General features: G+C 73.5%; 13 protein-coding genes. 9 read left to right on the forward strand and 4 right to left on the reverse strand.

Translation table 11 applies throughout. The annotated features are described in order from the left end of the window. Positions 1–6 precede the first annotated feature (6 nt). A complete protein-coding gene (locus tag ACFXDE_RS26850) occupies positions 7–1,716 on the forward strand; it encodes a DUF5719 family protein (protein WP_380497274.1) in 1,710 nt (569 codons plus the stop codon). Between the two features lie 39 nt (positions 1,717–1,755). Here ACFXDE_RS26850 and ACFXDE_RS26855 read toward each other — a convergent pair whose 3' ends face one another. After that, positions 1,756–2,208: a metallopeptidase family protein gene (locus ACFXDE_RS26855; protein ID WP_380442021.1), complete on the reverse strand. Its 453-nt coding sequence runs from the start codon at positions 2,206–2,208 to the stop codon at positions 1,756–1,758. A gap of 242 nt (positions 2,209–2,450) precedes the next feature. Here ACFXDE_RS26855 and ACFXDE_RS26860 point away from each other — a divergent pair, with 242 nt between their 5' ends. The 6 genes from ACFXDE_RS26860 to ahcY all read left to right on the forward strand — a co-directional run bounded on the left by ACFXDE_RS26860 (position 2,451) and on the right by ahcY (position 8,721). Then, entirely contained in the window at positions 2,451–2,816 is a 366-nt protein-coding gene (locus tag ACFXDE_RS26860) for a DUF3499 domain-containing protein (RefSeq protein ID WP_280686050.1), read from the forward strand. 134 nt (positions 2,817–2,950) lie between these two features. Next, on the forward strand, positions 2,951–4,336 hold the full coding sequence (locus ACFXDE_RS26865) for a phosphomannomutase/phosphoglucomutase (RefSeq protein ID WP_380442018.1): 1,386 nt from the start codon (positions 2,951–2,953) through the stop codon (positions 4,334–4,336). 109 nt (positions 4,337–4,445) lie between these two features. Then, positions 4,446–4,628: a Trm112 family protein gene (locus tag ACFXDE_RS26870; protein WP_329928842.1), complete on the forward strand. Its 183-nt coding sequence runs from the start codon at positions 4,446–4,448 to the stop codon at positions 4,626–4,628. Between the two features lie 108 nt (positions 4,629–4,736). After that, positions 4,737–5,987: an SIS domain-containing protein gene (locus tag ACFXDE_RS26875; RefSeq protein WP_380442015.1), complete on the forward strand. Its 1,251-nt coding sequence runs from the start codon at positions 4,737–4,739 to the stop codon at positions 5,985–5,987. 38 nt (positions 5,988–6,025) lie between these two features. Continuing rightward, positions 6,026–7,000 carry a cation diffusion facilitator family transporter gene (locus ACFXDE_RS26880; protein WP_380442012.1) on the forward strand — a complete coding sequence of 325 codons (975 nt, stop codon included), beginning with the start codon at positions 6,026–6,028 and terminating at the stop codon, positions 6,998–7,000. 272 nt (positions 7,001–7,272) lie between these two features. Beyond that, positions 7,273–8,721 carry an adenosylhomocysteinase gene (gene ahcY / locus ACFXDE_RS26885; RefSeq protein WP_380442009.1) on the forward strand — a complete coding sequence of 483 codons (1,449 nt, stop codon included), beginning with the start codon at positions 7,273–7,275 and terminating at the stop codon, positions 8,719–8,721. 71 nt (positions 8,722–8,792) lie between these two features. Here ahcY and ACFXDE_RS26890 read toward each other — a convergent pair whose 3' ends face one another. Then, complete coding sequence (locus ACFXDE_RS26890; protein WP_380497276.1) at positions 8,793–9,830, reverse strand: hypothetical protein; 1,038 nt, start codon at positions 9,828–9,830, stop codon at positions 8,793–8,795. Beyond that, the gene (locus ACFXDE_RS26895) at positions 9,827–10,339 is read right to left on the reverse strand and encodes a SigE family RNA polymerase sigma factor (RefSeq protein ID WP_380497277.1); all 513 of its coding nucleotides are present in this window, start codon (positions 10,337–10,339) and stop codon (positions 9,827–9,829) included. Before ACFXDE_RS26895 ends, ACFXDE_RS26890 begins: the two co-directional genes overlap by 4 nt. A gap of 119 nt (positions 10,340–10,458) precedes the next feature. On the opposite strand from ACFXDE_RS26895, the gene ACFXDE_RS26900 reads away from it, so the two are divergent. Beyond that, a complete protein-coding gene (locus ACFXDE_RS26900; RefSeq protein WP_380497278.1) occupies positions 10,459–11,094 on the forward strand; it encodes a hypothetical protein in 636 nt (211 codons plus the stop codon). An 8-nt stretch (positions 11,095–11,102) separates the two neighbouring features. On the opposite strand, the gene ACFXDE_RS26905 is transcribed toward ACFXDE_RS26900, so the two are convergent. Continuing rightward, entirely contained in the window at positions 11,103–12,056 is a 954-nt protein-coding gene (locus ACFXDE_RS26905; protein WP_380497279.1) for an RDD family protein, read from the reverse strand. Positions 12,057–12,350: 294 nt separating this feature from the next. Here ACFXDE_RS26905 and ACFXDE_RS26910 point away from each other — a divergent pair, with 294 nt between their 5' ends. Beyond that, complete coding sequence (locus tag ACFXDE_RS26910) at positions 12,351–13,355, forward strand: stage II sporulation protein M (protein WP_380441998.1); 1,005 nt, start codon at positions 12,351–12,353, stop codon at positions 13,353–13,355. Positions 13,356–13,765 lie beyond the last annotated feature (410 nt).

The raw sequence follows: 13,765 nt of genomic DNA on the forward strand, positions 1-13,765 counted from the left end.
CCCGCGATGAAGAAGCCCTCCTTCGGGAAGAAGTCCGCGCCCGCCGAGGCCGAGGAGAGCGGTTACCCGCCGCCGCCGGCTCCGGCCGCCGCCCCCGACGCGGACGGCGCCCCGGCGCCGGCCCGCCCCGCCGGGCGCTCGGGCGGCAGCCGCACGACGCAGTCGCTGCTGGCGGCCGCGGCTGTGCTCGCCGTGGTGTTCGGCATCTCCGAGGTCCGTCCGCCGGCCGCCCCCGCGACCGGCGACACCGGCGCCTCGGCGACCACCGCGCAGGTCGAACGGACGGCGGCGGTCTGCCCGCAGCCGCTCCAGGGCCTGACCGGCTCGACCACGCTCACCGCCTACACCCCGCCCGGCACCGGCGCCGCCACCGGCGGGGCCGGCTGGCTCTCCGACGCCAGCGCGCCCGCGACGCCCCCGACCGCGGCCCCGTCGGCCCCGGCCACGCCGTCCGCCCCCGCGACCCCGGCGCCGACCGGCTCGGCCGCCCCCGACAAGGGCGGCGCACCCGCCGACGCCCGGCTGACGCTGGCCAAGCCCGGTACCCCGGTCTCGGCCCCCGCGGCCAACGCCGACACCGCGCCCGGCACCGGGGCCCTCGCCACCGGCGCCCTCGCCCCCGGCTTCACCGTCTCGCAGACCACCACGGTCACCGAGCAGCGCGGCCTCGGCCTGTCCGGCGTCACCTGCACCCCGGCCGGCACCAGCTTCTGGTTCGCCGGGGCCAGCACCGCGGGCGACCGGACGGACTACGTCAGCCTGGTGAACACCGAGTCCTCCGCCGCCGTCGTCGACATCAAGCTCTACGGCGACAAGGGCCCGATCGACAACGACGCCGCCAACGGCATCACCGTCGCCCCCGGCAGCTCCCAGTCGATCCTGCTGCCGACGCTGACCAAGGGTCCGGTCACCGACCTCGCCGTGCACGTGGTGGCCCGCAGCGGCCGGCTCGGCGCGTTCCTGCACGCCGCCGACGGCAGCAAGGGCGCCGACTGGATCCCGTCCTCCGTCGAGCCCGCCCCGACCCAGGTGCTGCCCGGCCTGCCCGCCGACACCTCGGCCGCCCGCCTGGTCGTCTGGGCGTCGCCGGACGACGACGCCGACCTGAAGATCCAGCTCTCCGGCAAGAACGGCTGGTTCACCCCGGCCGGCAACGAGTCCATCCACGTCAAGGCGGGCATGGTCGCCGCCGTCGACCTCGGGAAGGTCACCCGCGACGAGGTGGCCGGGCTGCGGCTGTCGCCCAGCGACGACAAGCACCCCACCCCGGTCGTCGCCGGGGTCCGGATCGACCGGGCCGGCTCCAACGGCAAGTCCGACGCGGCCTGGCTCACCGGCAGCGCCCCGGTCGGCGCCCGCGCCACGGTGGCCGACAACCGGGCCGGCGCGTCCACCCTGTTCCTGACGTCGACCGGCGACGCCGCCACCGTCCACGTCACCGCCTCGGCGGGCAGCAACGGCGGCACCCCGGTGACCAAGGACGTCCAGGTGCCGGCCGGTGCCACCGTCGCCGTCCCGGCCCCCGAGCCCGGCGGGCTGAACGGCTCCTTCGCGCTCACCGTGGAGACCGCCTCCGGCGGCCCGGTGGTGGCCGCCCGGATGCTCGCGATCCCCGCCAAGGACGTGCCGATGTTCACCGTCCAGGCGCTGCGGGACGACCGCAGCACCGTCAAGGTCCCGCAGGCCTCCCAGGACCCGGGCGTCGTCCAGCGCTGACCGCGCGCTCCGGGGGCCCGGCCGCGGGCCCCCGGAGCGTCACTCCTCGTCGTAGCGCGGGTCGATGGCGTCCGGCGACAGGCCGAGCAACTCGGCGACCTGCTCGATCAGGATCTCGTGCACCAGCGCCGCCCGGTCCTCCCGGGTCTTCGCCCGGATCTCCACCGGCCGCCGGTACACCACGATCTGACTCTTGCGCCCCTGCTTGCCGGGCGACACCCGCCCCAGCGGCACGCCGTCCTCGGAGTCCGCGCCGTCCGCCTCGTGCAGCGGCACCTCCTGGACGGCGAACTCCACCTCGATCAGCTGCGGCCAACGCCGCTCCAGACGCTCCACCGATTCGCGCACGTAGTCGTCGAACAGTTCGGAGCGGGTGAGCGAGATCGGCACCTGGGGCGGTGCCAGCGGGCCGCGCAGCCCCCTGCCGTGCCGGTCGCGGTGCCGGGGTCGGCGCGAGGGTCCCGTCGATGACTGCGGTGCAGAGCTGTCCATATCACTGCCGAGGGTAGTCCTTGGACGGTCGGAAGTGGACCACTCCGGCAGGGAAACGCCCGGGGCGGGGGCGTACGCCGCAACGGGCGGAGCGAGCGGAGCAGTCGAAGGAGCGGCTCCGCGCCGAAGCGCCCCCCGGGCGCGGCGGAGGGGGAGTCCGAGGGGCGCGCGGCGCGACACGTCGCACCACGAGGGCAGGCGGTCTTCGCTCCCCGGCGAGGAGTGCTGTACCGTCCACCCTCGTGAGCTCTGTACGTCGTTGTTCGCGGACCGCGTGCGGCCGGCCGGCCGTCGCGACGCTGACGTACGTCTACGCGGATTCCACCGCCGTCCTGGGCCCGCTCGCCACCTACGCCGAACCGCACTGCTACGACCTGTGCGCCGAGCACGCCGAGCGCCTCACCGCCCCGCGCGGCTGGGAGGTCGTCCGCCTCGCCGCCGAGGCCGGGCCGCTGCGCCGCAGCAGCGACGACCTGGAGGCCCTCGCCAACGCCGTCCGCGAGGCCGCCCGCCCGCAGACCCCCCGTCAGGGCCGCGCCCCCGAGGGCGAGTCCACCGAGGGCGGCCGCCGCGGCCACCTCCGGGTCCTCCGTTCGCCCGACAACTGACGGCTCGCCCCGCACGGGGCGTTCCCCCGGCCCGGGTACGCTGCCCGTCTACCGTCACCGCGTCCCGTCGACCGAACGCGCGGTGACCCCGACGTATCGTGAACGATCAGCACAGAGACCAGGGTGGAGCCGCAGTGCGCGACCTCAAGCAGCTCGTGAAGGCGTACGACGTCCGAGGCGTCGTCCCGGACCAGTGGGACGAGAGCCTGTCCCGGGCCTTCGGCGCGGCCTTCGTCCAGGTCACCGGTGCGACCGCGATCGTGGTCGGCCACGACATGCGGCCCTCCTCCCCGTCGCTCAGCCGGGCCTTCGCCGAGGGCGCCGCGGCCTACGGCGCCGACGTCGTGCAGATCGGCCTCTGCTCGACCGACCAGCTCTACTACGCCAGCGGCAAGCTCGACCTGCCCGGCGCGATGTTCACCGCGAGCCACAACCCGGCCCAGTACAACGGCATCAAGCTGTGCCGGGCCGGCGCCGCCCCGGTCGGCCAGGACACCGGCCTCTCCGAGATCCGCGAGCTGGTCGAGTCCTGGACCGGCGAGGACGACGCCGTCACCGTCCCGGCCAAGGACGTCAAGCCCGGCGCGCTCTCCGAGCAGGAGACCCTGCGCGGCTACGCCGACCACCTGCTCGGCCTGGTCGACCTCACCGCGATCCGCCCGCTGAAGGTCGCCGTCGACGCGGGCAACGGCATGGGCGGCCACACCGTGCCGACCGTCTTCGACGGCCTGCCGATCGAGCTCGTCCCGATGTACTTCGAGCTGGACGGCACCTTCCCCAACCACGAGGCCAACCCGCTCGACCCCAAGAACCTGGTCGACCTGCAGGCGAAGGTCCGCGAGGTCGGCGCCGACCTCGGCCTCGCCTTCGACGGCGACGCCGACCGCTGCTTCGTCGTCGACGAGCGCGGCGAGCCGGTCTCCCCGTCCGCGATCACCGCCCTGGTCGCCGCCCGCGAGATCGCCCGCGCCCAGGCCGCCGGCGAGGCCGAGCCGACGATCATCCACAACCTGATCACCTCCTGGACCGTCCCCGAGGTGGTCCGCGAGCTCGGCGGCACCCCGGTGCGCACCCGCGTCGGCCACTCCTTCATCAAGCAGGAGATGGCCGTCACCGACGCCGTCTTCGGCGGCGAGCACTCCGCCCACTACTACTTCCGCGACTTCTGGCGCGCCGACACCGGCATGCTCGCCGCCCTGCACGTGCTCGCCGCCCTCGGCGGGCAGCCGGGCACGCTGTCCGCGCTCACCGCCGAGTACGACCGCTACGCGGCCTCCGGCGAGATCAACAGCACCGTCGCCGACCAGGCCGACCGCTCGGCCGCCGTCCGCGCCGCCTACGCCGGCCTGGAGGGCACCACCGTCGACGAGCTGGACGGCCTCACCGTGGCCGGCCCGGACTGGTGGTTCAACCTGCGCGCGTCCAACACCGAGCCGCTGCTGCGCCTGAACGTCGAGGCCAAGGACCCGGCGAAGATGGCCGAGCTGCGCGACGGCGTCCTCGCGATCGTCCGCGCCTGACGCACCCCGGGCGCCGACGCGCCCGAGCCGGAGCGCCGGTGCCCCGGCCGGTAGGGTTGCCTATCGGCCGGGGCACCGCCGCGCCACCTCCCGACTCTTGGAGAGCCCCTTGAAGCTCGAATCCTTCCTGCTGGAGATCCTGGTCTGCCCGCAGTGCCGGGCCGCGCTCGCCGAGGCCGGCACCGAGGAGCAGCCCGAGCTGGTCTGCACCGGTACGGACTGCGGCCTCGCGTACCCGGTCCGCGACGGCATTCCGGTCCTCCTGGTGGACGAGGCCCGCCGCCCGGCCTGATCCTTGGGGGCGAAGCCCCGCACCGCCAGCTCAGCGCACCGCCAGTCCAGCGCACCGCCAGCCCAGCGCCCCCAGGACCGCAGCCGACCGCAGCCGGAGGACCGCCGCATGCTCGACGACACCCTGCTCGACGACCCGGCCGCCCTCCAGCGCGCCGACCGCGACCGCGCCCTGCTCGCGCTGGCCGGCTCCGGCGCGCGGGTGCGCACCGCGCTGCGGCTCGCCGACGCGGCCGGCCTCGACCGGCTGCGGCCCGACGGCCGCCCGCGCGCCGTCCTCGTCGCCGGGCACGGCAGCGCCCTGACCGCGGGCGAGATCCTCGCCGCGCTGGCCGGCACCGGCAGCCTCGTCACCCCGCTGCCGCCCGCCGACGCCACCGCCCCGCGCGCCGACCGGGCCGGCGCCCCGCCCGTCTTCACCGCCGGGCTCGGCTGGCAGCTGCCCGGCTGGGCCGGACCGCTCGACCTGCTGGTGATCAGCTCCGCCGACGGTGACGAGCAGGGCCTGATCGGCCTCGCCGAGCAGGCCTACGCGCGCGGCTGCGCGATCGTCGTCACCGCGCCCGAGGGCAGCCCGCTCGCCGCGGCGGCGCTCCAGGTGCGGGCCCTGCCGCTCCCGTACGTGCCGTCCGCGCGGCCCGAGGACGAGCCGCCGGCCGAGCGCGCCGCCGAGCCGGACCTGCCCGCCGAGGACCCGGGTGCGCTGTGGGCCCACCTGACGCCGATGCTCGCGCTCGCCCAGAAGATCGGCGTCACCCAGCTGCCGTACGACGCGCTCCCGGCCACCGCCGACCTCCTCGACGCGTCGGCCGTCCGCTGCCGCCCCGACGCCGCCGCCTACACCAACCCGGCCAAGGGCCTGGCCGCCAGGCTCGCCGGGACCGTCCCGCTGCTGTGGGCGGAGGGGGCCGTCGCCGGGGCCGTCGTCACCCGCTTCGCCGCGCAGCTGGCCGACCGGGCCGGCCGCCCGGCGCTGCCAGGACTCCTGCCGCAGGTGCTCACCGCGCACCGGGGCATGTTCACCGGCCAGCTGGGCGCGGGCGCCGACCCGGACGACTTCTTCCGCGACCGCGTCGACGAGCCGGACCCGCTGCACCTCCAGGTCCTGCTGCTGCGGCACGTCCCGGGCACGCCCGGCGGCCCGCTGGACGAGGACGAGGGCCCGGCCGAGGTGCCGGAGGACGACGAGGGCCCGCGCGCCTTCGGCGTCTCCCGGGCGCACCGCCTCGCCGCCGCCCACGACGTCCGGCTCACCGAGTACGCCAGCGCCCGGCCCGAGCCGCTGCACGCGCTCGCCGACCTCGTCGCGCTGACCGACTTCGCCGCCGTCTACCTGGGACTCGCCGCCGCGCAGTCGTAGGAAGCAGGCGCGGGAGAGGCGCACGCTACGGTGAGCGCATGAGTGCAGAGGGTGGGACGAAAGCGCTGATCGCGGCGCTGTCGGCGAACCTGGCGATCGCGGTGGCCAAGTTCACCGCCTTCGGCTTCACCGGGTCGTCGTCGATGCTGGCCGAGGGCGTCCACTCGGTGGCCGACTCCGGCAACCAGGTGCTGCTGCTGATCGGCGGCAAGCGGGCGCGCCGGGCGGCCGACGAGGAGCACCCGTTCGGGTACGGCCGCGAGCGCTACGTCTACGGCTTCCTGGTGGCCATCGTGCTGTTCAGCGTCGGTGGCCTCTTCGCGGTCTATGAGGGCTGGCACAAGGTGCGCCACCCGGAGGCGCTGGACTCCTGGGGCTGGGCCGTCGGCGTGCTGGTGTTCGCGATCGCGATGGAGGGCTGGTCCTTCCTCACCGCGATGCGCGAGTCGGCGAAGGCCAAGGGCGGCCAGGGCTGGGTGCAGTTCATCCGCACCGCGAAGGCGCCGGAACTGCCCGTGGTGCTGCTGGAGGACACCGGCGCACTGATCGGTCTGGTGCTCGCGCTGCTCGGCGTGTCGCTCACCGTGATCACCGGCGACGGCGTCTGGGACGGCGTCGGCACCCTGTGCATCGGCGTCCTCCTGGTGCTGATCGCCGTGGTGCTCGCCCTGGAGACCAAGTCGCTGCTGCTCGGCGAGTCCGCCGACCGCGAGTCGGTGGCCCGCATCCGCGCGGCCCTGGTCGACGGGGACGCGGTCACCGGCGTGATCCACATGCGCACGCTCCACCTCGGCCCCGAGGAACTGCTGGTCGCCGCCAAGATCGCGGTCAACGCGGAGGACAGCGCCGCCCGGGTCGCGGCCGCCATCGACGCCGCCGAGGAGCGGGTGCGCGCGGCCGTCCCGATCGCCCGGGCGATCTACCTGGAGCCGGACGTGTACAGCGCGGCCAAGGCCGCGGCCGGAGCCGACCCGGCGGCCACGCCCGGCGGGCCGGGCCCCGAAAATCCGTAACCGGGAACGGCCGGTGGGTCACCGGTGTAGATTCGTCACCAGAGCCAGAACGTCGCTGCTGATGGCGGTCGATCGGCGGTCCGCACCCGTAGGGTGTGCCCCGGTCGAGGGAGAGAGGTCCTCCGACGGTTTGTGCTGCGCACAGGGAGCCGGTCCGGTACAGCGGGCCCGGCCGCCCCGGCGTGGCCGTGCACCCTCGTACGGCACCGCCGCGCTGCGACGCACACCCAGGACCTTGGCCTTGCCCCACCCCATCAGCGAGGAGCAGACGCATGTCGACCGACATCACCGGTGACTTCAAGGTCGCCGACCTTTCCCTGGCGCCGTTCGGCCGCAAGGAGATCCAGCTCGCCGAGCACGAGATGCCCGGCCTCATGTCGATCCGCGCCGAGTACGCGGCGTCGCAGCCGCTGGCCGGCGCCCGCATCACCGGCTCGCTGCACATGACCGTGCAGACCGCGGTGCTGATCGAGACCCTGACCGCGCTGGGCGCCGAGGTCCGCTGGTGCTCGTGCAACATCTTCTCCACCCAGGACCACGCGGCCGCGGCCATCGCGGTCGGCCCGGAGGGCACCCCGGAGAACCCGCAGGGCGTCCCGGTCTTCGCCTGGAAGGGCGAGACGCTGGAGGAGTACTGGTGGTGCACCGAGCAGGCGCTGACCTGGCCGGACGGCAAGACCCCGAACATGATCCTGGACGACGGCGGTGACGCCACCCTCCTGATCCACAAGGGCGTCGAGTTCGAGAAGGCCGGTGCCGCTCCGGACCCGTCCACCGCGGACAACGACGAGTTCCGGATCATCCTGGAGCTGCTGAACCGCACCCTGAAGGACACCCCGAACAAGTGGACCGAGGTCGCCGCCACCATCAAGGGCGTGACCGAGGAGACCACCACCGGTGTGCACCGGCTGTACGAGATGCACCGTGACGGCCAGCTGCTGTTCCCGGCGATCAACGTCAACGACTCGGTGACGAAGTCGAAGTTCGACAACAAGTACGGCTGCCGCCACTCGCTGATCGACGGCATCAACCGCGCCACCGACGTCCTGATCGGCGGCAAGGTCGCCGTCGTCTGCGGCTACGGCGACGTCGGCAAGGGCTGCGCGGAGTCGCTGCGCGGCCAGGGCGCCCGTGTCATCGTCACGGAGATCGACCCGATCTGCGCGCTGCAGGCGGCGATGGACGGCTACCAGGTTGCCACGCTGGATGACGTCGTCGAGACCGCCGACATCTTCATCACGACCACGGGCAACAAGGACATCATCATGGCCTCCCACATGGCCCGGATGAAGCACCAGGCGATCGTGGGCAACATCGGCCACTTCGACAACGAGATCGACATGGCCGGTCTGGCCAAGCTCGACGGCGTCGTGAAGACCGAGGTCAAGCCGCAGGTCCACGAGTGGCGCAAGGCCGACGGCCGGACGATCATCGTGCTGTCCGAGGGCCGTCTGCTGAACCTGGGCAACGCGACCGGTCACCCGTCGTTCGTGATGTCCAACTCCTTCGCGAACCAGACGATCGCGCAGATCGAGCTGTTCACGAAGACCGAGCAGTACCCGATCGGCGTGTACGTGCTGCCGAAGCACTTGGACGAGAAGGTCGCGCGTCTGCACCTGGACGCGCTGGGCGTGAAGCTCACGACCCTGACCCAGGAGCAGGCCGACTACATCGGCGTCCCGGTCGAGGGCCCGTACAAGGCGGAGCAGTACCGCTACTGATGCGGTGACAGTCGTACGCCGGTGGCCGGCACCCCCCGTGGGTGCCGGCCACCGGCGCGTTCGGACGTCCGTCAGCGGATGACGTCGGTCGTCCAGGTCGACGGGTCGACACCGGTGGGGTGCACCATCCGGGTCAGGCCCTCCAGACCACCGAACCTGTCGAGCAGCGGCTTGCTGCCACCTTCGGTCGTCGCGCAGATCTGCAGACCCTGCTCCTCCCGGCAGACCGTTTCGGACTTCCCGAACTCCAGCTTGCCCGCGGGGGCCACGATGAAGGCGATGGTCATCTCGCCGACGGAGAAGCCGGCTCCCGCACTCCACGGCTGCCCGGCCGCAGGACGGCTCAGATCGGCCTGGTTCGGCCGGAGGCCCTCCGGCAGTCCCGACAGCCAGAACGGCAGCGCGGCGGGCCACTCGCCGACCTGGACGTCGGCCGCGATCCGGAGCAGCACGTCGTCGGGCACCTCGCCGCCGCGCGGGCGGTTCGACACCAGCTGCGCCCAACGGCCGGAAGCGGTCTGCCAGCACAGGATGCGCCGACCGCTGTCGAACGTCGGATGGGTCGGGTCGGTGACCCAGTACGCGGTCCGGCCGTTGACGGGGGGCGCCGGGTCCTTCTCCGGCTTCGACTGCGATGTCTCGGTCAACCGGGGCTCGGCACCGGCCGGATGGACGAGGAGGTCCAGCCGCCGCCCCGACGGGCCGCCCTGGCCGGCCTTGGTGACGACCGTCGATCCGTCCGCCAGGTACCCGACGTCGCGAGCCGGGTCCAGCCAGTCGGGGAGCCAGCCGAACCTGCCGCTGATGATCAGCGGATTGGTGGGGCTGCCGACCGGCTCGCCGGGGGTGGGGGTCGCGGATTCCCGGGGAGTGCCGGCGGGCAGCAGTTGGGTCGCGTGCAAGCCCCCGCCCGGCGCCAGCAGGAGGGCGGTCGTGACCGTGGCCGCTGTCATGGCGGCCAGCGCGCCGACCGCCGCCTGGCGCCGGCGGCGCAGGCGGGCCCGTCCCCGGGAGATGGACGTCGCGACGTCGAAGGCGGCCGGTGGGGCCGGCGCGTCGGCCAGGGCCGTCAGGTGGGCGGCCAGCTCGTCGTGATCGTTGATGGTCATGGCGTCCTCTCTGCGACGGCGGGGCGGGCGACGAGCCTGGTCCTGAGGGCGTCCAGGCCGCGTGAGCTCTGGCTCTTCACGTTGCCGGGGGAGCAGCCCAGGGCCTCGGCGGCCTGGTCGACGGTCAGGTCGCAGTAGTAGCGCAGGACGACCGTGGCGCGCTGGCGCGGCGGCAGTGCCGCCAGGGCCTGGCGGAGGTCCAGCGAGGCGTCCAGGTCGATGCTGTCGGCGACGGCATCGGGCGTGGTCTCCCGGCGGACCGTGCGGCGCCACCACGAGGTGCGCTGCTCGCCGAGGAACACGTTGACCAGCACCCGCCGGGCGTAGCCGTCCAGGTTCTCCACCTGCTTGGCCCGCGACCAGTTCACGTACAGCTTGGTGATGGTCTCCTGCACCAGGTCGTCGGCCCGGTGCCAGTCCCCGCACAGCAGATAGGCGACCTTCCGCAGCCAGCCGCTCCTGGAGGCCACGTACTCCGTGAACTCCGCGTCGTGTGTCTGCTTCGCCATCCGCACCCCCCTTCGTCGTGTCGGCGGCGTCTCTCCCGCGCCGTCCGCCTCCCTAATGCGGGCACTGTTCCGGAAGGTTGCATGCCGGCCGGTCGGAGGCGTCCACGTAGGCTTCGGGCATGCCCAACGGCCGGTACTCGCTCCATGACACCCATGACCACGTGCTGCTCGGCGAGGAGCGGTTCAGCTGCGCTCCCGGGCCGGCCGGCTGGCGGTACGTCTCCAAGACCTACGCCCCGGACGGCCGGGTGACCGGCACCGTCGACCTCACGCTGGACTCGCGCGCCCGGCCGCTGCGGATGGAACTGCGGGCGGGCGGGTGGCAGGTCCGCGGCGGGGCGGTGGACGGGGTGGCGTGGGTCCGTACGGACGCGGCCGACCCGGGCGGCGAGCACGCGGTGGAGGGGCACGACCGGGCCCACGGGTTCACCGGGCGCTCGCCCGCCTTCCTGGTCGCGACCGCCCGCCTGCTGCGGCTGCGGGAGGGGGCGAGCGCCCGGGTGCGGCTGGTGGCGTTCACCGAGCCGGTGCTGGCGCCGCGCACCTTCGACCAGGGCTGGTTGCTGGAGGGGACCGACACGCACGACACGGATTCCGGTCCGCTGCTCGTCGAGCGGTACCAGGTGGCGGACCTGGAGACCGGGGAGCAGCAGGTGGTGCACCTCGCCGGGGACGTGGTGCTGTCGGCGGACGGGATCGAGCTGGAGGAGCTGGAGTCGCCGCCGAACGCCTGGCCGGTGGAGTTCGGGGGGTAGGCCGCGGGTCAGGCGGGCGGGGCGAAGCCCATGTCGTTGGGCTGGGTGGTGGCGGCCGGTGCCGGCGGCGCTGGCGGTGCCGGTGGTGCGGTCAGCGGGGCGGCCGCCGCGGGCATCGACGGCTGCGGGGTCTGAGGGCCTTGGGAGGTCGGCGGGGCCTGTGGGGTCTGCGGGGCCTGTGGGGCTGGCGTCGGCCGGTAGCCCTCGGCGCGCGTCCACTCCCGACGCTGACGTTCGGTGAGCACGGCGCCGAGGTAGGCGGCCGGGTGCACTCCCGGCGGCACGTCGTGGGACGTCCTGGCCGCGAGGTCGGCGGCCAGCCGGGCGGACAACTGGTGCGCCACGGCCTGGTCCAACTGGCCTATCCGTCCCAGTAGTTGGCGGATCGCGAGCCACAGCGGCTCGGGGACGGCCGACAGGTCCATCGCGCGGAGCTCGTGCCCCATCGACTGCAGCAGCTGCGGGTGCACCGGCGGCAGGGCGACCGCCGTCCCGCCGCCGCCCGGGGCGCGCTCGCGGACCACCAGCGTCCCGGCGAAGATGTCGCCCAGCCGCTTGCCCTCCGAGTTCACCACCGAGCAGATCACGGCGGGCGCGCCGCTCAGCGTGATCAGCTCGAAGAAGCCGGTCAGGCCGCGCACCAGCGCGTGCCGGAACCGCACCGGACCGCCGTCGCCGCGGACCACCCGCAGACCGAGCGCGGCCTTGCCGAGTGAACGGCCGTGGCTGAACGTCTCGACCATCACCGGCACGCCGACCAGGAAGAACACCATCAGCCCGAGCAGGATGGCGGTCAGCGCGGCGCCGTCGAGGCCCGAGAGGGCGACGCTGAGGACCAGCGAGGTGATCAGCAGGCCGGCGAACTCCACGGCCAGGTCGAGCGCGACGGCCAGCGCCCGGCTCGGAAGCTTCGCCGCGCGCAGGTCGAGGACGACCGCCTCGCCGGTCACCAGGTCGCTCAAGACACCCGTCCGTTCACGCTCGTCGAGGTCGCGGAGGCGGATGGACGCCGTGGCGCGGGACATCCCGGACCGGCCCCCGCGACCCACCTGCTGCCGTCCGATCCGCAGTCGCCAACATACGGCGCCCGGCACTCGGACGGGAAGTGAGATCCCGGGGGCCACGGCGTCGGTCCGTCCTGGCATGCTGGGCCCGCACGTGTCCGTACGTCTTCGCCGCCCGACCTGCCCGACCGCCCCGCGTGTGTGCGGCCGCCCCGTGCGCCCCGCGCCTCGCGTCGACCATGGAGCCGCCGCATGGACCTGGACGTCTTCGTCGCCACCCACCAGGGGGAGTGGAACCGGCTGGACGCCCTCGCCCGCAAGCGCCGGCTCAGCGGGGAAGAGGCGGACGAACTGGTCACCCTGTACCAGCGGGCCACCGGCCACCTGGCCAAGGTGCAGGCCGCCGCGCCCGACCCGACACTGGTGAGCCGGCTGACCGCGCTGGTCTCCCGCGGGCGGGCCGCCGTCACCGGCACCCGCAGCAGCGGTTGGCGGGACGTGGCGCGGTACTACACGGTGAGCTTCCCGGCGGCCCTGTACCGGTCCCGCCGGTGGTGGCTGCCGATCGCGGTCGTCTCGCTGGTCGCCACCGCGGTGATCGCCTGGTGGGTCGCCAACCACCCCGAGGTCCGCAACAGCCTCGCCTCGCCCGAGATGCTGCGCCAGATGACCCGCCCCGGCGGCGAGTACGAGGCGTACTACTCGGACCGCCCCGCGAGCTCGTTCGCGGCCCAGGTCTGGACGAACAACGCCATGGTCGCCGTCAAGTGCCTGTTGTTCGGGATCGCGCTGGGCATCCCCGTGATCTTCGTGATGTGGTCGAACGTCCTCAACCTCGGCGCGGGCATCGGCCTGATGGCCTCGGCGGGCCGGCTCGACGTCTTCCTCGGCCTGCTCATCCCGCACGGCCTGCTGGAGCTGACCGCCGTCTTCGTCGCCGGCGGGCTCGGCATGCGCCTCGGCTGGACGGTGATCGACCCGGGTCCGCGCACCCGGACGACGGCGCTCGCGGAACAGGGCCGTTCCATCATCGGCATGGCCATCGGCATGGCGACGGTGCTCGCGGTCTCCGGCATCCTCGAAGCCTTCGTGACCCCGTCGGGCCTGCCCACCTGGGCGCGCATTTCGATCGGCGTCGTCGCGGAGACCGCCTTCCTGCTCTACGCCCTGGTGCTGGGGAAGAAGGCCGCGGCGGACGGCGAGACCGGAGACCTGGACGCGGCCGACCGGGCGGACCTTCAGCCGGTCGCCGCGTGAGGCGGATGTGATCACCAGGCCTCTGACCTGCTACTCTTCTCGCATCCCGGCCGGACCATTGACGTGGCACCGGTGGGCTAGTAGGTTTGAACGGTTGGGACTGACTGGACAACGGTCGGGCCCGGGCGTTAGTGTCTACGACACCGCCGAATCGAGGCGAGCGCGTTTCACGAAATGCGCGCCCTCCGACGAAGCAAATCCCGCGAACTGCGCAGTACGAAAGCTTTGATAAGCTTCGGAGCGAAGTTGCAGGAAATCCCCCCAGTGGGAATCGGATGAAAGAAACTCCGGGAAAACGGAGCGGAAAACATCTGGTAAGCTGGAAACACGAAAGAACGAAGCGCCCGGAGGGCCCGCTGGAAGGCGGCTCGAAGGAAGCGTCCGTTCCTTGAGAACTCAACAGCGTGCCA

Origin of the sequence: Kitasatospora sp. NPDC059408 (assembly GCF_042751525.1) — a bacterium.
In the GTDB taxonomy this organism is placed as follows: Bacteria; Actinomycetota; Actinomycetes; order Streptomycetales; family Streptomycetaceae; genus Kitasatospora.